The following is a 20,085-nucleotide window of genomic DNA, read 5'->3' on the forward strand; positions in this document are numbered from 1 at the left end:
AAAGGGACGAAAGCATTTATCCTACGACCGGTAGCAAATCTCTTGCCCACCACCACGGGAGCAACGAACGATGACCACCACGACCGCCATCCCCGCCCGCGACATCACCGTCCGCCGGCCCGGCATCGACCACGAGCAGCCCCTGCCCAAGCACTTCGTGGCCGACGACCCCATGCGCAGCCACATCGCCGCCATGCTCTCCTCGGTCTTCCCCGAGGGTGAGGACTTCTTCGTGCGCAGCGTCCGGGCCTACCGCGACCGCATCGACGACCCGGAGCTCTCCAAGCAGGTCAAGGGCTTCATCGGCCAGGAGGCCATCCACGGCCGTGAGCACCGCGACTTCAACGAGCAGCTGTCCGAGCTCGGTTACCCCACCCTCGCCGTCGACGGCATCATCAAGCGCTTCCTCGCCTTCCTCCACAAGACGACGCCGAAGAGCCACCAGCTGGCCGTCACCGCTGCGCTCGAGCACTACACGGCCACGCTGGCCGAGGCGCTGCTGCGCGACGACGCCGCCCGGGCCGAGTTCTCCACCGACGAGGTCCGCGCCCTGTTCACCTGGCACGCCCTGGAGGAGACCGAGCACAAGTCGGTCGCCTTCGACGTCTACGAGGAGGTCAGCGGCCGCCACCTCGAGCGGGTGGGCACCATGCTCGCCGTGCACGTGGCCTTCCTGGGCATCATGACCAGCGCCGTCACCGTCTCCGTCGCCAAGGACCGCTCGGCGTGGCGCAAGCTGCCCAGGAGCATCCTCGGCCTGCGCACGCACCCGTTCTTCCAGCGCCAGGTCATCACCCGGCTGCTCGACTACAACCGCAAGGGCTTCCACCCCGACGACCACGACACCGTCGAGCTGCTCGAGGAGTGGCGTGCCCGCTACGAGGCCGGCATCGCCGCCTGACCTCCCCGGAACCCGTTCCCCGCGCGCGGATCGGCCATCCTTGGTCGATGCGCGCGCGAGGAAGCGGACGGTGACGACCCGGCGCCGAGGCCGCCCCCGCCGCACCCCGGCCGAGCGCGCCGAGCAGCGCGAGCGACTGGTCGAGGCCGCGATGCAGACGGTCCGCGAGCGCGGGCCCGACATCTCGATGGACCACCTCGCCCGCGGCGCCGGCGTCAGCAAGCCGGTGCTCTACAGCGAGTTCGGCGACAAGCGGGGCGTGGCCGACGCCATCGCCGTGACCCTCGCCCACCGACTCGAGGCCCGGGCCGCAGCCGACCTCGCCGGCCGCCCGATGGACATCCCCTCCGTCGTACGGGCCACCATCAGCGCCCTCATCGACCTCATCGACACCGAGCCCGAGCTGTACGCGTTCATCGTCCGGGCCATCCGCACCGGCGACCGGGGGCTGCTCGACAACGGCCTGGTGCAGGTCATCCAAGAGCGTCTCGCCGTGCTGATGGCGCTGCTCCTGCCGGGCCTCGACACGGTGAAGCTGCGGGCGCTCTCCGACGGGCTGTTCGGGTTCGGGTTCGCCGCCGTCGAGTCCTGGACGTCGCACCGCGAGCTGTCCAAGGACGAGCTGATCGACGCGCTGTCGGTCGTGGTGCAGGGCGGCATCGAAGCGGCCGGCATGCTGCGAGACTGACGGGACCCGCCTCCTGTTCGGCACCTCCGAGGAATCTGGCAGCGGCTACGGAACACTGCCGCGGCCAGTGCCTCGCCCTCACCGACGGGGCGTTCCGCCTCCGCTGCCAGATTCGGGGCGGTGGACGAGGCCCTTGTAGCCGTCCTTGTAGCCGGCGGCCTCCAGCACCTCGCGCACCGGGGACTCCCGGACCGGCTCGCCGTCGACCTTGCGGATCTCCAGGCTGCGGTACCGCCCTCGGCGGACGAGGCCCTTGAGCAGCTCGGCCCAGTCCGGGTGCTCGACCGTGGTGGCGAAGGTCGACAGCGAGTGCCCGCCCCGCTCGAGGAACGCCACCAGCTCGCCGTCGACCAGCACGACGTGGGCGCCGGCCTGGCGGGCCGGTCGGCCGGCCGACTCGGGCCACGGGAGTGCAGCGCCGTAGGGCTGGGCCGGATCGGTGGCGGCGAGCACGAGCCCCTGACCGGTCTCGTCCCGGTCGACCGAGCGTGAGGCGCGCAACCGATCGACCGCACCGCCCATGGCGAACTGGGCGGCGCCGAGGCCGGACACGAAGTAGCCCCGTCGGACCTCGCCTCGCTCCTCCAGCGCCTTGAGCACCGGGTACACGCCGGCGAAGCCGCCCTCGCTGCCCTCGCCCAGCGCCGCCTCGCGGGTGAGCACGCCGTATCGCTCGAGCAGCTGGCGGGCCTTGGCGTGGGCGGCCTCGGTGGGCGTCGGCGTCGGCTGGAGCAGCGGGGCGACCAGCGACCAGCGGCCGGCGCCGGCAGCCGGCCCGAGCCGGGCGAGCCGACCGGGACGGGGCCGTGCCCGGCCCTTGCTCGTCGCGCCGCGCCGGGATGCGCCGCCGAGGAACGAGCGCAGCGGACCGAGGCCGTCGTTGGTGACGTAGCCGGCCCACACCAGGTCCCACAGCGCCGCGAGCACGGTCGCCTCGTCGTAGGGCGCGCCGGCTTGCTGGCAGGCGGCGACGATGTCGGTCCAGAAGCTGGCGCCGCGCTGGTCGAGGTGGTCGAGGATCGCCCGGTGGGCGTCGCCGTCCGGGGCCGGGTCGAGCGTCGGGACGAGCAGCGGCGCGTGGTCGCGGAACAGGAGGCGGATCCGGCCGTCCTTGGCGCCGAGGCTGCCGCTGCCGACCCACACGACCTCGCCGGCGGCGCACAGCTGGTCGAGCTGGAACGGCTCGTACTCCGGCAGGCGGGCGGGGATGATGTCGGACTCCAGCACGGAGGCGGGGATCGGCGCTCCCTGCAGCTGGGACACCACGTCGATCAGCGCGTCGACACCCCGCCGCTCCCGCCCGATGTCGTGCCAGGCCGGCAGGAAGCGGCCGAGCGCGTCGGACTCGACCGGTTCGACCTCCTTGCGCAGCGCCGCGAGCGAGCGGCGGCGCAGGGTGCGCAGCACGTCGGGGTCGGTCCACTCGCGGTCGTGGCCGTCGGGACGGAACTCGCCGCGCAGCACGCGCCCGTCGGCTTCGAGCCGCTCGAGCGACGGCAGCACCCGCTCGACGCTGACGCCGTAGCGCGCCGCCAGCGAGCTCACCGTGAACGGCGTGTGGGTCCGGGCGTAGCGGGCGACGAGGTCGGCCATCGGGTCGTCGACCGGGTCGGTGAACGCCGCCGGCAGCCCGACCGGCACCGCGACGCCGAGTGCGTCACGGAGGCGGCCGGCGTCCTCGGTGATCGCCCAGCGGTCCTCGCCGGCGACCGATGCGACGTAGGCCCGACGATCGGAAGCCAATGCCGAGACGAGCGCCGACGCGTCGCCCTCGCACCGGATGTCGATCTCCTCCAGGGTGAGCGGGCCGAGCAGTCGCAGCAGGTCGTGGACCTCGTCGGCGTCGCGGGCGCGGCGGCCCTCGACCAGTCGCTGCAGCTCGAGCTCGAGGTCGGCCAGCACCTCGGGGTCGATGAGCTCGCGCAGCTCCTCGGAACCGAGCAGCTCCCGGAGCAGGTCCCGGTCGAGGGCCAGCGCTGCGGCCCGACGCTCGGCCAGCGGCGTGTCGCCCTCGTACATGTAGACGGCGATCCAGCCGAACAGCAGCGACTGCGCCATCGGCGATGCCTGGCTGGTCTCCACCGGCACGACCCGCACGCGGCGGTTTCGGATGTCCCGGAGGACCTCTTCGAGTGCGGGCAGGTCGAACACGTCGTTCACGCACTCGCGCGTGGTCTCGAGCAGGATCGGGAACGTCGGGTACTTGGCCGCCACCTTGAGCAGGTCGGCGGCGCGCTGGCGCTGCTGCCACAGCGGCTGGCGCCGGTCCGGCCGGCGGCGCGGCAGGAGCAGGGCGCGGCCGGCGCACTCGCGGAAGCGGGACGCGAACATCGCCGTGTTCGGCAGCTGGCCGAGGACGATGTCGCGGATCTCGTCGGGCGGGATGGCGAGGTCCTCGACGGGCAGCTCCTCCACCGCCTCGGGCAGCCGCAGCACGATGCCGTCGTCGGACCAGATCATCTCCACGTCGACGCCCCACCGCTCCCCCAGCGTCTGCTGCAGAGCCATGGCCCACGGAGCGTGCACCTGGGCGCCGAACGGCGACAGCACGCAGACGCGCCAGTCGCCGATCTCGTCCCGGAAGCGCTCGACCACGATGGTGCGATCATCGGGGACGACACCGGTGGCCTCAGCCTGCTCGTCCAGGTACGACACCAGGTTCAGCGCGGCGAGCTCGTCGAGGCCGTGGTCCTCCCGGAGCGTCTTCACCGGGTCAGGCGTGGTGCCGCGGTCGCGCAGCTCGCGCACGAACTGGCCGATGCCCTGCCCGAGCTCCAGCGGGCGACCAGGCCCCTCGCCGTGCCAGAACGGCATCTTCCCGGGCAGGCCCGGGGCGGGCGTGACGATGACCCGCTCGAAGGTGATCTCCTCGATGCGCCACGTCGACGCGCCGAGCAGGAACGTCTCCCCGGCCCGGGACTCGTACACCATCTCCTCGTCGAGCTCGCCGACCCGGGTCCCGTCGGGCAGGAACACGCCGAACAGCCCGCGGTCGGGGATGGTGCCCGGGTTCGTGACCGCGAGGCGCTGCGCGCCGGCCCGCCCGCGGACGACGCCACCGCCGCCGCCAGGAGCGGTGCGGTCCCACACGATGCGCGGCCGGAGCTCGCTGAACTCCTCCGACGGGTAGCGCCCGGCGAGCAGGTCGAGGCAGGCGTGGAAGACCTCGTCACCGAGGGTCGAGAAGCTGGCGCTGCGGCGCAGGATGCGAGCGAGGTCGTCGACCTGCCACTCGTCGAGGGCGCACATGGCCACGATCTGCTGACACAGCACGTCGAGGGGGTTGCGGGGGTAGCGGGTGCGCTCGATGAGACCGTCCTGCATCCGCTTCACCACGACGGCGGCCTCGACCAGGTCGGCGCGGTGCTTGGGGAACAGCTTGCCCCGGCTCGGTTCGCCGACCCGGTGCCCGGCCCGGCCGATGCGCTGGAGTCCCGACGAGACGCTGCCCGGCGACTCGACCTGCACGACGAGGTCGACCGCGCCCATGTCGATGCCGAGCTCGAGCGACGACGTGGCCACCAGGCCCTTCAGCTTCCCGGACTTGAGCTCGTCCTCAATCTGGAGCCGCCGCTCACGCGAGATCGAGCCGTGGTGGGCCTTCACCAGCTCGGGGACGTCGCTGCCATCGTCCACGTGGCCGACGCCGAGCTGGGCGTCGCCGGTGTCCTCCTCGTCGTGAGCCAGCTCGTTGAGCCGCGTGGCCAGGCGCTCGGCGAGGCGGCGCGCGTTCACGAAGATGAGGGTGGAGCGGTTCTCCTGCACCAGCTCCAGCAGGCGCGGGTGCATGGACGGCCAGATGCTGCGTCGCACCGGACCCAGCGACGCCGGGCCGCTGATCGGCTCCTCGATGACCTTGCCGAGGTCGCCCATGTCCTCGACCGGGACGATGACCTCGATGTCGAGCTCCTTGCGCACGCCGGCATCGACGATGTCGACCCGGCGCCACGAGCCGGCGTCGTCTCGCCCGCCGAGGAACTCGGCGATCTCCTCCAGCGGGCGCTGGGTGGCGGAGAGCCCGATGCGCTGGGGCCCGTCGGGCCGGTCGGTGACCTCGACCAGGCGCTCCATCGTCACCGACAGGTGGGACCCGCGCTTGGTCTTGGCCACCGCGTGGATCTCGTCGACGATGACGGCCTCCACCCCCTGCAGGGTCTCCCGGGCCTGCGAGGTGAGCATCAGGTAGAGCGACTCGGGGGTGGTGATCAGGATGTCGGGCGGGTTGCGGATGAGCTTGCGGCGCTCGTCGGCAGGCGTGTCACCGGTGCGCATCCCGACCGTGGGCTCGTGGTACAGCACCCCCAGGCGCTCGGCGGCGAGGCGGATGCCCTGGATCGGCGCTCGCAGGTTCTTCTCCACGTCGACCGCCAGCGCCCGCAGCGGCGACAGGTAGACGACGCGGGTCCGGTGCGTGCGCTCCTCCGGCGGCGGCGTGGACGTGAGCCGGTCGATCGCCCACAGGAACGCGGACAGCGTCTTGCCCGACCCGGTCGGCGCCAGGATCAGCGTGTGCGCACCCGAGGCGATGGTGGGCCAGCCCGCCACCTGCGGCGGTGTCGGCTCCGGGAACGACGTCTCGAACCACGCTCGCACCGCCGGCGAGAACTGGTCGAGCACGGGCGCCCCAGGCATCGGAGGAACGGTATCGGCGTGGCGTGACGGCCGGACTGCGGCGGATCGGACATTCGCCCCGTACGCCGCGTAACGTCCCATGGGTGCGACGCCAGGACCGACCGCTCGTCGCCGTGCTCGGCCTGGTCTCGATCTGCTCGACCTTCCTCGCCGTCTCGGCCGCCACCGCCGCGCCGCTCGCCGAGCCGGCGCTGCTCCCGACCCCGCAGGTCGAGTGCGGCCCCGACGACGCGGCCGAGACCGACATCCAGGGCCGGGTGACGCCCGAGGACCACGCCTCCGGGCGAGCCGAGCGCGGCTTCTGGTGCAACGCCGAGCGCATCGGCACCTTCGGCGGGGATGCCGTCGACGGGACCGTCGGTGGGTTCAAGGTCGAGCGCTACGTCGACGCCAGCGGTCGGGAGTGCGCCTACTACGACTCCACCCTGCTGCTCGGCACCGACCTCTTCGACGGCGGCATCGGCACGAACGTGCTCGACATGTCCGACCCGGCGAACCCGGTGAAGACGGCGTCGCTCGTGACGCCGGCGATGCTGTCGCCCCACGAGTCGCTGCTGGTCAACCAGGAGCGCGGCCTGCTCGTGGCGACCCTGGGGAACCCGGCGTTCAACGTCGGCATCCTCGACGTGTACGACCTCACCGAGGACTGCCGGTCCCCGAAGCTGCTGTCGTCGTCGCCGGCCGGGATCCTCGGCCACGAGAGCGGCTTCGCGCCGGACGGCATGACCTTCTACTCGGCGTCGCCGGCCACCCAGACGCTCGTACCCGTCGACCTGTCCGACCCGACCCTGCCGGTGCCGCTCACCAGCTACCGCATCAACAGCCACGGCCTCTCGCTCAGCGCCGACGGCACCCGCGCCTACGTGGCCTCCCTCGATGGGTTGGTCATCCTGGACGTCTCCGAGGTCCAGGCCCGCGAGCCCGACCCCGTGATCCGGGAGGTCAGCCGCCTGTCGTGGGAGTCGATGAGCATCCCGCAGAACGCCATCCCGATCACGATCGACGGCCACCCCTACGTCGTCGAGATCGACGAGTTCGGTGCGCAGGACGCGGTCGGCGCCGCCCGCATCATCGACATCGCCGACGAGACCCGCCCGCAGGTGATCTCCAACCTGCGCCTGGAGGTCCACCAGCCCGAGCACTTCGAGCAGCAGTCCGCCGACCCGGGGAGCTCGAGCCCGATCCAGGGCTACGCCGCCCACTACTGCAACGTCCCGACCCGCGTGGACCCGACCATCGTCGCCTGCTCGATGATCCTGTCGGGCCTGCGCGTCTTCAGCATCGTGGACCCGGCCAACCCGGTCGAGATCGCCTACTACAACGCCCCGTCGGACCCGAACGCGCCGACGGCCGGCAGCTACGCCATGGCCAGCCCGACCTTCGTCCCCGAGCGCGACGAGATCTGGTACTCCGACGGCCACTCGGGCTTCCACGCCGTGCGCCTGGCCGACGGCGTGTGGCCGGCTGCGGGTTCGGCCCCGGTGCAACCGGCCCCACCCACGACGGAGCCGACGACCACGGCGGCACCATCGACCGCGACCGCTCCGGCGCAAGCCGCCGCCCCGACGTTGCCGGCCACCGGCGGTGGGGCACCCTTGGGTCTGGCCCTCGCCGCTGCGCTCTCCGGCGCCGCGGCGCTGTGGCTCGCCACGCGGGGCCGCCGCGCCGCACGACCCTGAGGAGCACGATGTCCTGGACCGCCGACGACATCCCCGACCAGACCGGCCGCACCGCCGTGGTCACCGGCGCCAACGGTGGGCTCGGGCTCGAGACGGCCAAGGCGCTGGCCGCCAAGGGCGCGCACGTGGTGATGGCGGTGCGCGACCAGGCCAAGGCGGCAGCCGCCGAGCGCGAGATCCGCAGCCACGCATCCGATGCCTCGCTCGAGATCGTGCGCCTCGACCTCGGCGACCAAGCGTCGGTGAAGGACGCAGCCGCGACGATCGCGGAGGCGCACCCGGTGGTCGACCTCCTGGTGAACAACGCCGGCGTGATGGCGATGCCGGAGCGCAAGACGGCCGACGGCTACGAGATGCAGCTCGGCGTCAACCACCTCGGCCACTGGACCTTCACCGCCGGCCTGCTCGCTCCCCTGCTCCGCTCCGCAGGCGCGGATCGCCGCCCGCGGGTCGTCACCGTCACGAGCGTGGCCCGCTTCACCGGCGGACCGGTCGATCCGTCGAACCCCCACCTCGCCGGTCGGTACGACCCGTGGCGGGCCTACGGCCAGGCCAAGCTGGCCAACTACTTCTTCGGCCTCGGGCTCCAGCGGCAGGCCGAGCGGGCCGGCGTGGACCTGGCCAGCCTCCTCGCCCACCCCGGCCTCACGAACACCGACCTGCAGAGCCGCACCCACCGCGAGGGCGGGGCCGGCGTCCTCGGCGCCGCGTCCGACCGGATCACCGACGTCCTCGGCATGTCGCCCGAGGCCGGCACACGCATGCAGCTGCGGGCGGCCACCGACCCGAAGGCGAAGGGCGGGCAGCTCTACGCGCCGGCCTTCGCCAGCTTCGGGCCCGCCGTCGTGCGCCCGGTGCTCCGTCGCTGGGATCTGGAGGAGCGCATCGACCAGCTGTGGGAGGTCTCCGAGCGAGAGACCCATGTGCCCCTCGACGTCAGCGAGACCGCCCGCTCCCTCTGATCGTCGCCCTCTCGTTCTGGGCCGCTCCACACGCCTCGAAGGCGTGTCCCGCGGCCCGGTTCGGTCGTCTCAACCGAGCGATGCCCCGGCGTCAGGGCGTAAGGCGGCGCATGCCCCGGAGGACGAAGACGGTGAGGACCGCGATGGTCCCACCGAGGGCAAGCAGGCCCGGCCACATCTCGCTCCAGCCGACCCCGAAGCCGGCGGGCGGGTTCAGCTGGTCGGGCACGAAGCCGGCCCGGGCCAGCCGCAGCACGTTGGTCATCGGGTTGATGCGGGCCACGCCGGGCAGCCAACCGCTCATGGCCGAGATCGGCACCTGCGCGGTCGACAGGAAGATGGCCATGAAGATGCCCACCTGGATCAAGGGCCCGACGTTGGTGTTCTGCACCCGGTAGACGAGGCCGAGGGCCCAGAGCGCCGCGACGACGGCGATGCCGAGGGCGGACAGGACCAGCGTGGCGATGCCGAGCGCGCCGCCGGGGATCGCGACTCCGCCGATCATGGCCACGACGAGCACGACCAGGGTGGTGACCAGGGCGCGTACGAGGGCGGCGGCGATGGCCCCACCGAGGAGCGTGGCGCGGCTCATCGGGGCGAGCAGGAACCGGTCGAAGAACCCGGACTCGAAGTCCCGGGCCGTCGACAGGCCCATCGTCATCCCGGCGAACGACGCGCCCTGGATGATGGCCATCGGGGCGTACCAGGACATGGCGTTGCCGTTGCCGAAGGCCCGCCCGGCGAAGCCGTAGGCGCCCGAGAAGGTGATCACGAAGAAGACCGGCATGATCAGCGTCGGCACGAAGGTGGCGGGCTGGCGCCGGATGCCCCGCAGGTTCCGGGCCACCATCTCGCGAACGATGGCACCGGACCCGTGACGGGTGGTGCCGAGGTCGACCCGGGCGTCGACGGCGGTCATGCCGCCACCGCCAGCCGGCGACGGAGGGCACGCAGCGAGAGTGCGATGGCGAGCACCGCGACAGCAGCCGAGACGGCGATGGCCACAGCGGCGTCCTGGAACGACCACCCGATGCTGATGAGGTCGCGGAGCGCCTCGAGGATCCAGGAGATCGGGTTGTAGGTCGCCACGGTGCGGTACCAGCCGGTCATCAGCTCGCGCGGGAAGAACGCGGACGAGGTGAACATCAGCACGAAGATGAGCGGGAACGCCCCCTGCACCGCCTCGGAGGACCCGGTGCGGATGCCGAGCATCACGCCGAAGCCGCCGATGCCCACGCCGAGGAGGGCGGCGCACACGACCAGGACCGCGACCGCACCGACCCCGCCGTCGATCCGGGCGCCGAACAGGACGAGCACGGCGGTGAAGAACAGCGCCTGCACCGCACCGAGCACCGCGCCGCCGGCGAGGCGGCCGACGAGGATCGAGGTGCGCGACACGGGCGACGCGAGGAGCCGGTCGAAGAACCCGTTCTCGATGTCGTTGGCCATCTCGGTGCCGGCCTGGGTGGAGCCGAACAGGACCCCCTGCAGGACGGTGGCCGGCAGCAGGAAGTCGAGGAAGGAGTCGAACTGCGCGGCGAACACCGGCTGCTCGGACGTGATGCGGTCGAACGCCGCTGCGTTGAGCGCGGCGAAGAACAGCGGGAAGAAGATCGACGGCACCAGCACCTGGGGCTGGCGGAGCACGGCGAACACCGCTCGCCGCGACAGCAGCAGCGACTGGCGCACCGGGCTGGGCCGGTTCACCACCACGTCGGCGGCGACGGTGGCGGTCACGTCGGTGCCGGCTCGTCCGCGCCTTCGAGGCGGCGACCGGTGGCCTCGGCGAACACGTCGTCGAGGGTCGGGGCGTTGAGCTCCATGTGGCGCACCGCCACGCCGGCCTCGTCGAGCTCGCGCACGACGGCGGTGAGCTGCTGGGCACCGCCCTCCAGGCCGATGGCGATCATGCCGGGCTCGCACGGCCGTTGCTCGCCGAAGCGCACGAGGCGGGCGAGGGCCGGGGCCGGATCGCCCTCCACCTCGATCATCAGCGTCGGCGAACCGACCTCGTCCTTCAGCGCCCTCGGATCGCCCTTCTTGACGATGCGGCCGTGGTCGATGATGGCGATGCGGCGGGCGAGCTGGTCGGCCTCCTCCAGGTACTGCGTCGTGAGCAGCACGGTGGTGCCGCGCTCCCGGTTCAGGTACCGGACCTCCTCCCACAGCGCGAGGCGGCTCATCGGGTCGAGGCCGGTGGTCGGCTCGTCGAGGAAGAGCACCTCGGGCTCGTGCACCAGCGACAGGGCCAGGTCGAGCCGGCGCCGCATGCCGCCCGAGTAGGTCCCCACCCGACGATCGGAGGCCGCGGTGAGTCCCACCCGCTCGAGCAGGTCCTTGCCGCGCTGGTCGGCGACCTTGGTCGGGATGCCGTGCAGCACCGCCTGCAGGTGCACCAGCTCGGAGCCGGTCATGAGCGGGTCGATGGCGGCGTCCTGGAGGGCGACGCCGATGGCGCGGCGGACGTCGCCCGCCTGGCGCACCACGTCGAACCCGGCGACGCTGGCGTGACCGGCGGTCGGCTTCAGCAGGGTGGTGAGCATGCGCACGGTGGTGGACTTGCCGGCGCCGTTCGGGCCGAGGAAGCCGAACACCTCGCCCGCCTCGATGGAGAGGTCCACGCCGTCGACGGCGACGAGGTCGCCGAAGCGGCGCTCGAGCCCCTCGGCCACGATGATCGGTGTCACGAGTGGGTCACCGTAGACCCGCCGGCACGTCTTCGATCACGATGGGCACGCGCCGTCAACCGGCAGCGGCTGCGGCGGCGAGCACCGCCCGTGTGGCTGCGGTCTCGTCCGGGTTCGCGCCCATCACCACGGCGGTGAAGTCCGTGGCACCGGCCTCGGCGACACGGGCGATGCCGTCGCGCACCTGCTGCTCGCTGCCGACGAAGGAGAGGTCCTCCAAGCCGTGGATGCCCTCGATGTCGAGCATGGCCCGGTAGGACGGGAGCTCGGCGTAGGCGGCCAGCACCTTGCCGATGAAGGCCCGGGCCGAGTCGGGGTCGTCGGTGACCCAGCACGGGATGCTGCAGACGATCGAGGGCGTGGGTCGGTCCGCATCGGCCGCGGCCTCGTTGATGCGGGGGGCGATGTGGGTCTCGACCGTGCGCGGCCCCACGCACCACAGGATCGTGCCGTCGGTGCGGGCACCGGCGATGCGCAGCATCTGGTCGCCGAGCGCGGCGAGCATGACCTTGGGCGGCTGCTCCGTGGGACGGGGCATGGGGGCGTCGGCCGTGAGGCTCCAGACCTCGCCGTGGTGCTGCACCGTCTCGCCGTGCAGGGCCGGCACGAGGACCTCGAGGTAGTCGAGCATGTGGCGGATCGGCTTCTCCCACGTCATGTGCCACCGGTGCTCGACGGCGGGCTGGTGGGACAGCCCGATGCCGAGCACGAGCCGCCCGTGGGTGTTGGCCTGGGTGGTCAGCGCGCTGGCCGCGAGCGCCATGGGGTGCTGCAGCCAGGTGGGCACGACCGCGGTGCCGAGCTCGATCACGTTCGTCGCCGGACCGGCCGCCGACAGCACGCCGAGCGCGTCGGCCATGCCGGTCTGGGCCAGCCAGTAGGACGTGAACCCCTCGGCCTCGGCCGTGACGATGTCGGTGGTGATGGTGCCGACGTCGGGACGGGCGAGGAGGGACGAGCCGTTGATGCCGATGCGCATCCCGCCGACCCTATGGGCAGGACTAGATGAGCGCCTCGACCAGGAAGGGGCCCTCGGTGGCGAGTCCGCGCTCGAGGCCGGCGCGCAGCTCCTCGATGGTCGTTGCCTGCATCGCCTCCACGCCGAACCCCTTGGCCAGCGACACCCAGTCGAGCGCCGGCGACCCGAGGTCGGTGAGGGCGCGAGCCTGCGGACCGGGGTCGTCGTTGCCCGTGCGGTGGAGCTCCATCTGCAGGATCCGGTAGGCGCGGTTGGCGCACACGACCACGGTGACGTCGAGGCCCTCACGGGCCATGGTCCACAGCGACTGCACCGTGTACAGGCCCGAGCCGTCGGCCTGCAGCGCGATCACCTTCCGATCGGGCGCGGCGACCGCGGCACCCACGGCGCAGGGGAGGCCCTGGCCGATGGCGCCGCCCGTCAGGGAGAACGACTCGTGCGGAGGCGCGCTGCCGGCGGTGATGGCCCAGCCGAGTCCGGAGGTGGCCGCCTCGTTGACGACGATGGCACCCTCGGGCTGCAGGGCCCCGACGACCTGACCCATGGTGATCATGTCGAGGTTGCCGCCGGGCACCTCGGGCGCGTCCAGGTCCGTGACCTTGGCGGCCGGGCACTCGAGCGCATCGACGAGGGCGTCGAGGCCGAGGTGCCCGCGGGAGCCGGGTGGGCACAGCTCGAGCACGTCGCAGCCCTTGTCGAGCAGGTCGCTGCGGCCGAGCGACTGGTAGCCGAAGAAGGCGACGGGTGCCCGGGTGCCGGCGCACACGAGCGTGCGGATGCCGGCGAGCGCGTCGATGGCTTGCTCGGGGAAGTAGGGGATGGCGTCGAAGCGGGGCAGGCCGCGGCCCTGCTCGAGCACGGCGGGGAAGGTGTCGACCCAGACCTTGGCCCCGGTGTCCTCGGCGATGCGGTGGGCGGCCTCGAGCTCGGCTCGGCGCACCACGCCGCCGAGGAGGATGGCGACGCCGTCACCGCTGCGGAGCTTGGTGGCCGCGGCACCCACGGCGTCGCCGTCGACGGGCGGCTCGACCTCGGGCGGGAGGCCCACGTCGTGGAGGTCGGCGGCGCCCCATGCGGCGTCCTGCGGGACGATGAGCGTCGCCACACCCGACGGCGGACCGATGGCCGCCGCGATGGCCTCCAGCATGGCGCTGCCGGTGTGACCGGGCCCGGTGACCCGCTCGACGTGCAACGACACCGGCGACGCCAGCGACTCGATGTCGCTCGTGAGCGGCGCATCGGCGGACAGGTGCCAGGAGGCGTGGTCGCCGATGAGGTTCACCACCGGCGTGTGCGCCCGGCGGGCGTTGTGGAGGTTGGCGATGCCGTTGGCGAAGCCCGGGCCGAGGTGCAGCAGCGTCAGGGCCGGTCGACCGGTGACCCGCCCGTAGCCGTCGGCCGCGCCGGTGACGACGCCTTCGAACAGGCCGAGCACGCCCCGCATGCCGGGCACCTGGTCGAGCGCGCCGACCAGCTCCATCTCGGTCGTGCCGGGGTTGGCGAAGCAGACGTCGACGCCCTGCTCGACGGCTGTCTGCAGCAGCAGTTCTGCACCGTTCACGTGGTGGTCCTCCTGGTCGTGGTGTGGATCACGGACCCGTTCGTGGATCCGGCGACGGCGTGCGGACCGCAGCACGGCGCGGCACGTCGTCGACGATGTAGCCCTGCCCGCTCAGGGACTCCTTCAGCTGCTCGGCACTCTCGCCGTCGCGGGTCTCGACGAGCAGCTCGATCTCGGTGACGCGGGCGGAGTGCACACCGAACTCGCGGTGGTGCCACAGGTCGACGATGTTCCCCCCGGCCCGACCGACGGCCGCGGTGAGCTCGCCGAGCGCGCCCGGGCTGTCGGGCACCTCGATCACCACCCGGCACAGGCGACCGGTGCGGGCCAGGCCGCGCATGATGACCGCCGACAGCAGCCGCAGGTCGATGTTCGCACCCGAGAGGACGAGCCCCACCGTGCGGCCGGCGAAGCGGTCCGGATCGTCGAGCAGGGCGGCGAGCGGCGCGGCGCCGGCGCCCTCGCTGACCATCTTCTCGATCTCGAGGAACCAGATCACCGCCTCCTCGATGAGGCGCTCGGGCACCGTCACGACGTCGTCGGCGAGGGCGGTGATGATCTCGGTGGTGAGCCGGCCCGGCGTCTTCACCGCGATGCCCTCGGCGATGGTGGGGCCCCAGGTGAGGTCCGGCGGTGCGGCGGTGCGGCCGGTGGCGAGGACCATCGCCGGGTGCAGCTCGGACTGCACGCCGATGAGCTCGATCCGTGGGGCCAGGGTCCGGGCCGCCACGCAGATCCCCGAGAAGAGTCCGCCGCCACCGACCGGGACGAGGAGCGCGTCGAGGTCCGGCCCGTCCTCGATGAGCTCGATGCCGCAGGTGCCCTGGCCGGCGATGATGGCGGGGTCGTCGTAGGGGGCGATGAAGGTGGCACCCTCCTCGGCGACGATCTGCATCGCGATGTCCTTGGCCTCGTCGAGGTTGGTGCCGGCCACCACGACCGTGGCGCCGTTGTCCTCGGTGGCCGAGATCTTGTTGGCCGGCGTGCCCTCCGGCATCACGATGGTCGAGCGGATGCCGAGCAGGGTGGCGTGGTGGGCGACGGCCTGGGCGTGGTTGCCGGCCGACATGGCCACGACGCCGGCGTCGGACTGCCCGGGTTCGAGGCGCAGGAGCCGGTTCCGGGCACCGCGCTCCTTGAAGGACGCCGTGTACTGCAGGTTCTCGAACTTCACCCACACGTCAGCCCCGGTGATGGCCGACAGGGTGTGCGACCGGGCCATCGGGGTGCGGACGACGGCACCGGCGATGGCAGCGTGCGCGGCGCGCACGTCCTCGAAGGTCACCGGCAGCCGTCCCTGATGCACGGCTGCATCGTGTCACGGTGCGGAGTCCGATGAGGGCCGCAGGGCCCTAGGATCTCAGGATGGCCGAGTACACCACCCCCGAGTGGCATCCGGCGTTCGAGGAGTACTGCGAGGCGATCTGGGAGCTCGCCGAGGACGACATCGCCGTCATCCAGGCCCGCATCGCCGAGCGCCTCGACGTCTCCCGACCGGCGGTCTCGGAGATGATCCGCAAGCTCGCCGACGAGGGCCTGGTGGCCACCGACGGCGGCAAGATCTCCCTCACCGACGCCGGCCAGCGCCTGGCCGAGCGCGTGGTGCGCCGCCACCGCCTGGCCGAGCGCTTCATCACCGACATCCTCGGGCTCTCCTGGGCGGTCGCCCACCAGGAGGCCGGCCGGTGGGAGCACGTGATGTCCACCGAGGTCGAGGAGGCCATGGACGCCGTGCTCGGCTCCCCCACCACCTGCCCCCACGGCAACCCGATCCCCGGTTCCCGCTACGCCGAGCCGGACACGACCCCGCTCGCCAGCGTGGCCGTCGGCTCGACCTTCGTGGTCGACCGCATCCCCGAAGAGCTCGAGTTCACCCCCGGCCTGCTCGACTTCCTCGAGGATGCGATGGTCACCCCGGGCACCGCCGGCACCGTCACGGCCATGTCCCCCGACGGCACCACCACCGTCGAGATCGACGGCCACACCGTCGGCATCGGCGCCTTCGCCAGCGAGCGGATCCTCGTCAGCGCCAGCTGAGACCAGCTGGAACGAGCGCGCCGACCGGCGGCGTTCACACAAGGCCCAACTGGCGGTCTCTGCGCTGGGCGTCATCGACCTCCCAGATCTCTGCGAGACGGTCGTCCTTCCAGACGAAGAACATCATCACATCGATGTCGATCGTGCGTTCCGTGGGCGCGATGCCTCTCCACGGTCCCAGGTGAGTCCCGCGCAGGCGGGCACGCACGGCAATGCGATCGTTGCCCTCGACGAGGTCCTCGATCACGAACTGCAGGTCCGGGAATCCATCGCGCCACCGTTCGATCACGGACGCCAGCTCGTGGCCGTCAGTGCGCCGACCGTCGCCACCGTGGTGAAAGGTCACATCGCCGATGTGCTCCTGGACGAGTTCGGTACGGCCGCGGCTCCACGCCTCGCCGAACATCTGATGAACGAACCGCTCCCGAGCACTCATGACCACATCCCGTGTGTCTTCTCGTACCAGGTGTCCTGACGAACGGTAGGCGGGGATCGGAACAGCGCGCAGACAGCAACGAGCCCCGGGCCGCATCGTGGGCCGGCTCTTCCGGCGGGATCGGTCCCGGCTTGGTCAGCCGCAAGGTGTCGTACGACAGAGAGGGACGGGCGTTGCTGTCTCGTCGTTCACGGGGCAGCGATCACGTCATCGACGGGTCGTCGCAAGCTGTAGGGCGAGTAGTCGGCGTAGCCGAACCGGATCAGCAGTTGCGCTGCCCCTTCGGTGTCGAGCACCTGCTCGAGCAGGGGACGGAGGTCACTGACCTCCACGGGCTGGTTGATGAACCGGCACTCCGGGACGGCCGGCCGACGTGTGGACCGATTCGGACCCCCCGGTTCTGATCCGTCCACACGTTGCCATTCGAGTCAGCGGTGCCCTGGGGGTGACCCGGCGGTGTCGCCTCGGCTGGAGTCGGCGGACGGCGGGCCAGAACCGGGCCGCGACGCGGACGCCGGCCTCGTGCCACGCCTCCCGGAACGGCCCCGACGCCATCCCCACGCGGCCAGGGCGAGCAGCACCACGGCCCACACCGAGAGCACGAGATCCGTCGCCCAGCCACCCTCACGCAGGTCGGGCAGCACGAGGTGAGCGGCCTGCACCCACGGGTTCGTGGTGCGGTCGAAGTCCACGATCAGCCGCAGACCGCCGAACGTGGCCTCGATCGCGAGCCACGCCCACGTGGTGACCCCGACCGCTCCCGTGCCGACGAGGACAGGCCAGACCCACCGGGCGCCGGCGCGGCGTTCCCGATCGACGAAGACCGTCACCGCCAGGACGGCCAGCGGCAGGACGACGACCACCTGGCGGCCCGGCCACCACCAGCCGTGCATGGTCAGCGCCACCCAGGTGGCGGTCGCCCACCCGGCGGCGAGCGGGACGAGCAGCACCGCAGCGATGCGGTCCCGGCGACGGAGCAGCGCCCCGACAGCCGGCAGAGCCAGCAGGTAGGCGGGCGCCCACACGAGCAGGCCGAAGTGGCGGTCCACGAGCAGTCCGGCCAGGCGCACGGTCCGCCCGAGGTGGTCGGGGTCGTTGCCCACGACGGTGAGCTCGCCGTCGACGAAGTGGTCGCCCGCCGCGTAGACGGTCCAGCCCCCGTACACCCGCTGGTGCACCACCAGGTAGGCGACGCCGGCAACGACGAGCGCCACCAGGGCGGCGACCCGGTGCCGGCGGTCGAAGACCAGGCCGAGCGCAGCGATCGCCGCCGCGACGGCTGCGTACTTCACGCCGAGCCACGGCAGGGCCACGACCGCACCGACCCACGCAACGGTCGACCCCCACCGACGACGGTGTTCCGCAGCCGCTGCCAGTTCCAGGAGGGCTGCCGCCCCCACGGCCACCGCGAGCGCAGCGACCAGCTCGGGATACAGCTGATTGCCGTAGGTGCTCAACGGGGCGGCCAGCGCGAAGGCGCCAACGACCACGACGGCGGTGGACCGGCGCACCCCGAGGCGAGCGACCGCGGTCCGCACCAGGAGTGCGGCCAGGGCACCGGCCACCAGCGCCAGCACCACGCGCGCGCCGGCGAGCTCGGCGTGCTGCCAGTCGCCGGCGACGACCTGGGCGACCGCCACACCGGGGGCGAGGAGCACGGGCAGGAGTGGGTCGTGGGGGCTGAGCTCGGACCCGTCTGGACGGGGCTCGGTCTGGCGGGGCAGCTGGGCGTCGTGGAAGTCCCGCCAGCGCTCGACCGCGAGCTCGTCGGCGATGTCGAGGTCGCCGTCCTCGACCAGGCTGATCGCGCTCAGCAGGTACTGGGGCTCGTCCGCGGTGACCCGGGCGCCGTAGGTGGCCCGCACCCCGGAGCCGAGCAGCGCCCACAGCGCGACCACGGCGAACACGGCCGCCAGCAGCCGGCGCAGCTCCACGGGATCAGTCGAGCAGCTCGGCGCGTCGCACGACCAGCACCCAGGTGAGCAGGCCGGACACGACCAGCAGGACCAGCGCGGCGAGACCGGCTTCGGCCAGCGCGTTCTCCTCCGTGGCCGACCAGATCCGGGTGGCGAGGGTCTCGAAGCCGGTGGGCGCGAGCAGCAGCGTCGCCGGCAGCTCCTTCATGGTCGACAGCAGCACGAGGCCGCCGCCGGCGGCCAGGCCCGGAGCCATCAGGGGCGCGTCGATGCGCAGCAGACGCCTCCACCGCTGGGCGCCGAGCATGCGGGCGGCGTCGTCGAGCCGACCGGGCACGGACCCGACGGCGACGCTGGCCGCCCGGACCGACTGGGCGCCGAAGTGCACGACGTAGGCCAGCACCAGCAGCGGGAAGGTCTGGTAGAAGGCATCGAGCACCGGGGTGTTCAGCGACAGGAACACCATCGACAGCGCGATGACGATGCCGGGCAGCGCGAAGCCGGCCACGACCATCGTGAGGGCGGGGCCGGCGACCCGGCTGCGGTACCGGGTGGCGAGGAAGGCCAGGGGCAGTACGACGACGACCGCCACGAGCGCGGTCACCATCGAGATGCCCGCCGTGTTGAGCACGGGGGTCCAGAGGTCGGCGTCGCCGACCTCGAGCGAGCCCGAGGTGATGCCCCGCCGGGTCCAGTGCACGAGCGAGGCCACCGGGGCGACGATGGCGTTCAGGAGGAAGAAGACGGCGAGGCCGAACACCGGCCAGCGCCACCGGCCGAGGGACACCGTGAGCGAGTGCTTCGTGCGCAGCCCCTGCGCCACCGCGGCGTTGCGGCCCACCCGCCGCTCGGCGATGGTCACGATGAGGGCGACGATGGCGAGCACCAGCCCCAGGGCCATCGCCAGGTCGCGGCGCAGCACCCGGTTGGCGTAGATGACCCGGGTGAGCGCTGGGTAGCCGAGCAGGTCGACCGCGCCGAAGTCCGACACGGCATACAGGAACACGAGCAGCGTGCCGGCGGCGATGGCGGTTCGGGCCTGGGGCAGGACCACCTGGAAGAACACGGCGAGCGGCCGCCGACCCAGCATCCGGGCCGACTCCTCGATGGAGGGGCCGAGGGCGCGCAGGCGGGCCGCCACAGGCAGCTGCACGTAGGGGTACGTGAACAGCGTGAGCACCAGCCAGGAGCCGAACAGGCCGTCGATCTGCGGGAGGCGGTCGACGCCGAACGGCCCGAGCACCGACTCGAGCAGCCCGCCGGGCGACACCGACGCCCGCAGCGCGAGCGCGCCCACGAAGGAGGGGAACACCAGGGGCAGCGGCACGAGCACCGCGAAGACCCGCCGGTACGGGACGTCGGAGCGGGCCACCAGCCAGGCGAGCGCCGTGCCGATCACCGCAGCCGACGCTGCCACCAACGAGGCGAGGACGATGGTGCGCCACAGGGCGTCCTGCACCCGGTCGTCGGACACGACCGAGGACATGCGCACGTCCCCGACGGCGACGCGGGAGATCAGGTACGCCAGCGGCGTGGCGAACACGAGCGCGACGAGCACCGATGTCGCCGAGAGGGCGACCGGTGCGCGCCGGCGCATCGTGCCGAGC

General features: G+C 72.4%; 16 protein-coding genes. 5 read left to right on the forward strand and 11 right to left on the reverse strand.

Annotated elements, in window-relative coordinates:
* The first annotated feature begins 70 nt into the window (after positions 1 to 70).
* On the forward strand, positions 71 to 901 hold the full coding sequence (locus RGQ06_RS02400) for a metal-dependent hydrolase (RefSeq protein ID WP_432429699.1): 831 nt from the start codon (positions 71 to 73) through the stop codon (positions 899 to 901).
* Positions 902 to 971: 70 nt separating this feature from the next.
* On the forward strand, positions 972 to 1,589 hold the full coding sequence (locus RGQ06_RS02405; RefSeq protein WP_432429700.1) for a TetR/AcrR family transcriptional regulator: 618 nt from the start codon (positions 972 to 974) through the stop codon (positions 1,587 to 1,589).
* A 78-nt stretch (positions 1,590 to 1,667) separates the two neighbouring features.
* On the opposite strand, the gene RGQ06_RS02410 is transcribed toward RGQ06_RS02405, so the two are convergent.
* Positions 1,668 to 6,221: an Lhr family helicase gene (locus tag RGQ06_RS02410; protein ID WP_432429701.1), complete on the reverse strand. Its 4,554-nt coding sequence runs from the start codon at positions 6,219 to 6,221 to the stop codon at positions 1,668 to 1,670.
* Between the two features lie 83 nt (positions 6,222 to 6,304).
* Between RGQ06_RS02410 and RGQ06_RS02415 the strand changes: the two genes are divergently transcribed.
* A complete protein-coding gene (locus RGQ06_RS02415) occupies positions 6,305 to 7,900 on the forward strand; it encodes an LVIVD repeat-containing protein (RefSeq protein WP_432429702.1) in 1,596 nt (531 codons plus the stop codon).
* An 8-nt stretch (positions 7,901 to 7,908) separates the two neighbouring features.
* Positions 7,909 to 8,862, forward strand: coding sequence for an oxidoreductase (locus tag RGQ06_RS02420; protein ID WP_432429703.1), 954 nt, complete (start codon positions 7,909 to 7,911; stop codon positions 8,860 to 8,862).
* Between the two features lie 91 nt (positions 8,863 to 8,953).
* Here RGQ06_RS02420 and RGQ06_RS02425 read toward each other — a convergent pair whose 3' ends face one another.
* From RGQ06_RS02425 to RGQ06_RS02450, 6 genes are read right to left on the reverse strand one after another with little or no spacing between them, the layout of a single operon-like run.
* Positions 8,954 to 9,781 (reverse strand): ABC transporter permease, encoded by an 828-nt coding sequence (locus tag RGQ06_RS02425; RefSeq protein ID WP_432429704.1) that lies wholly within the window; start codon positions 9,779 to 9,781, stop codon positions 8,954 to 8,956.
* Positions 9,778 to 10,599 carry an ABC transporter permease gene (locus RGQ06_RS02430; RefSeq protein WP_432429705.1) on the reverse strand — a complete coding sequence of 274 codons (822 nt, stop codon included), beginning with the start codon at positions 10,597 to 10,599 and terminating at the stop codon, positions 9,778 to 9,780. The genes RGQ06_RS02425 and RGQ06_RS02430 overlap by 4 nt, the downstream gene beginning before the upstream one ends.
* A complete protein-coding gene (locus tag RGQ06_RS02435; protein ID WP_432429706.1) occupies positions 10,596 to 11,549 on the reverse strand; it encodes an ATP-binding cassette domain-containing protein in 954 nt (317 codons plus the stop codon). The genes RGQ06_RS02430 and RGQ06_RS02435 overlap by 4 nt, the downstream gene beginning before the upstream one ends.
* A gap of 55 nt (positions 11,550 to 11,604) precedes the next feature.
* Positions 11,605 to 12,528 (reverse strand): TIGR03564 family F420-dependent LLM class oxidoreductase, encoded by a 924-nt coding sequence (locus RGQ06_RS02440; RefSeq protein ID WP_432429707.1) that lies wholly within the window; start codon positions 12,526 to 12,528, stop codon positions 11,605 to 11,607.
* A gap of 22 nt (positions 12,529 to 12,550) precedes the next feature.
* A complete protein-coding gene (locus tag RGQ06_RS02445) occupies positions 12,551 to 14,089 on the reverse strand; it encodes an acetolactate synthase large subunit (RefSeq protein WP_432429708.1) in 1,539 nt (512 codons plus the stop codon).
* 28 nt (positions 14,090 to 14,117) lie between these two features.
* Entirely contained in the window at positions 14,118 to 15,395 is a 1,278-nt protein-coding gene (locus tag RGQ06_RS02450) for a threonine ammonia-lyase (protein WP_432429709.1), read from the reverse strand.
* 59 nt (positions 15,396 to 15,454) lie between these two features.
* Here RGQ06_RS02450 and RGQ06_RS02455 point away from each other — a divergent pair, with 59 nt between their 5' ends.
* Positions 15,455 to 16,126 (forward strand): metal-dependent transcriptional regulator, encoded by a 672-nt coding sequence (locus RGQ06_RS02455; protein WP_432429710.1) that lies wholly within the window; start codon positions 15,455 to 15,457, stop codon positions 16,124 to 16,126.
* Between the two features lie 34 nt (positions 16,127 to 16,160).
* Here RGQ06_RS02455 and RGQ06_RS02460 read toward each other — a convergent pair whose 3' ends face one another.
* From RGQ06_RS02460 to RGQ06_RS02475, 4 genes are all read right to left on the reverse strand, one after another.
* The gene (locus RGQ06_RS02460; protein WP_432429711.1) at positions 16,161 to 16,562 is read right to left on the reverse strand and encodes an ester cyclase; all 402 of its coding nucleotides are present in this window, start codon (positions 16,560 to 16,562) and stop codon (positions 16,161 to 16,163) included.
* Between the two features lie 188 nt (positions 16,563 to 16,750).
* On the reverse strand, positions 16,751 to 16,894 hold the full coding sequence (locus tag RGQ06_RS02465; RefSeq protein ID WP_432429712.1) for a hypothetical protein: 144 nt from the start codon (positions 16,892 to 16,894) through the stop codon (positions 16,751 to 16,753).
* 96 nt (positions 16,895 to 16,990) lie between these two features.
* Positions 16,991 to 18,496, reverse strand: coding sequence for a hypothetical protein (locus tag RGQ06_RS02470; RefSeq protein ID WP_432429713.1), 1,506 nt, complete (start codon positions 18,494 to 18,496; stop codon positions 16,991 to 16,993).
* A gap of 4 nt (positions 18,497 to 18,500) precedes the next feature.
* Positions 18,501 to 20,075 carry an ABC transporter permease gene (locus tag RGQ06_RS02475; RefSeq protein ID WP_432429714.1) on the reverse strand — a complete coding sequence of 525 codons (1,575 nt, stop codon included), beginning with the start codon at positions 20,073 to 20,075 and terminating at the stop codon, positions 18,501 to 18,503.
* Positions 20,076 to 20,085: the final 10 nt, after the last annotated feature.

Origin of the sequence: Salinilacustrithrix flava (genome assembly GCF_041228405.1) — a bacterium.
GTDB classification, from domain to species: domain Bacteria; phylum Actinomycetota; class Acidimicrobiia; order Acidimicrobiales; family Salinilacustritrichaceae; genus Salinilacustrithrix; species Salinilacustrithrix flava.

What these genes read in the sequence shown, in the direction of transcription:
- RGQ06_RS02400 (WP_432429699.1), top strand. Translation starts at nt 71, where the DNA reads ATGACCACCACGACCGCCATCCCCGCCCGCGACATCACCGTCCGCCGG.
- RGQ06_RS02410 (WP_432429701.1), bottom strand. Translation starts at nt 6,221, where the DNA reads ATGCCTGGGGCGCCCGTGCTCGACCAGTTCTCGCCGGCGGTGCGAGCG.
- RGQ06_RS02420 (WP_432429703.1), top strand. Translation starts at nt 7,909, where the DNA reads ATGTCCTGGACCGCCGACGACATCCCCGACCAGACCGGCCGCACCGCC.
- RGQ06_RS02425 (WP_432429704.1), bottom strand. Translation starts at nt 9,781, where the DNA reads ATGACCGCCGTCGACGCCCGGGTCGACCTCGGCACCACCCGTCACGGG.
- RGQ06_RS02440 (WP_432429707.1), bottom strand. Translation starts at nt 12,528, where the DNA reads ATGCGCATCGGCATCAACGGCTCGTCCCTCCTCGCCCGTCCCGACGTC.
- RGQ06_RS02455 (WP_432429710.1), top strand. Translation starts at nt 15,455, where the DNA reads ATGGCCGAGTACACCACCCCCGAGTGGCATCCGGCGTTCGAGGAGTAC.
- RGQ06_RS02460 (WP_432429711.1), bottom strand. Translation starts at nt 16,562, where the DNA reads ATGAGTGCTCGGGAGCGGTTCGTTCATCAGATGTTCGGCGAGGCGTGG.
- RGQ06_RS02475 (WP_432429714.1), bottom strand. Translation starts at nt 20,075, where the DNA reads ATGCGCCGGCGCGCACCGGTCGCCCTCTCGGCGACATCGGTGCTCGTC.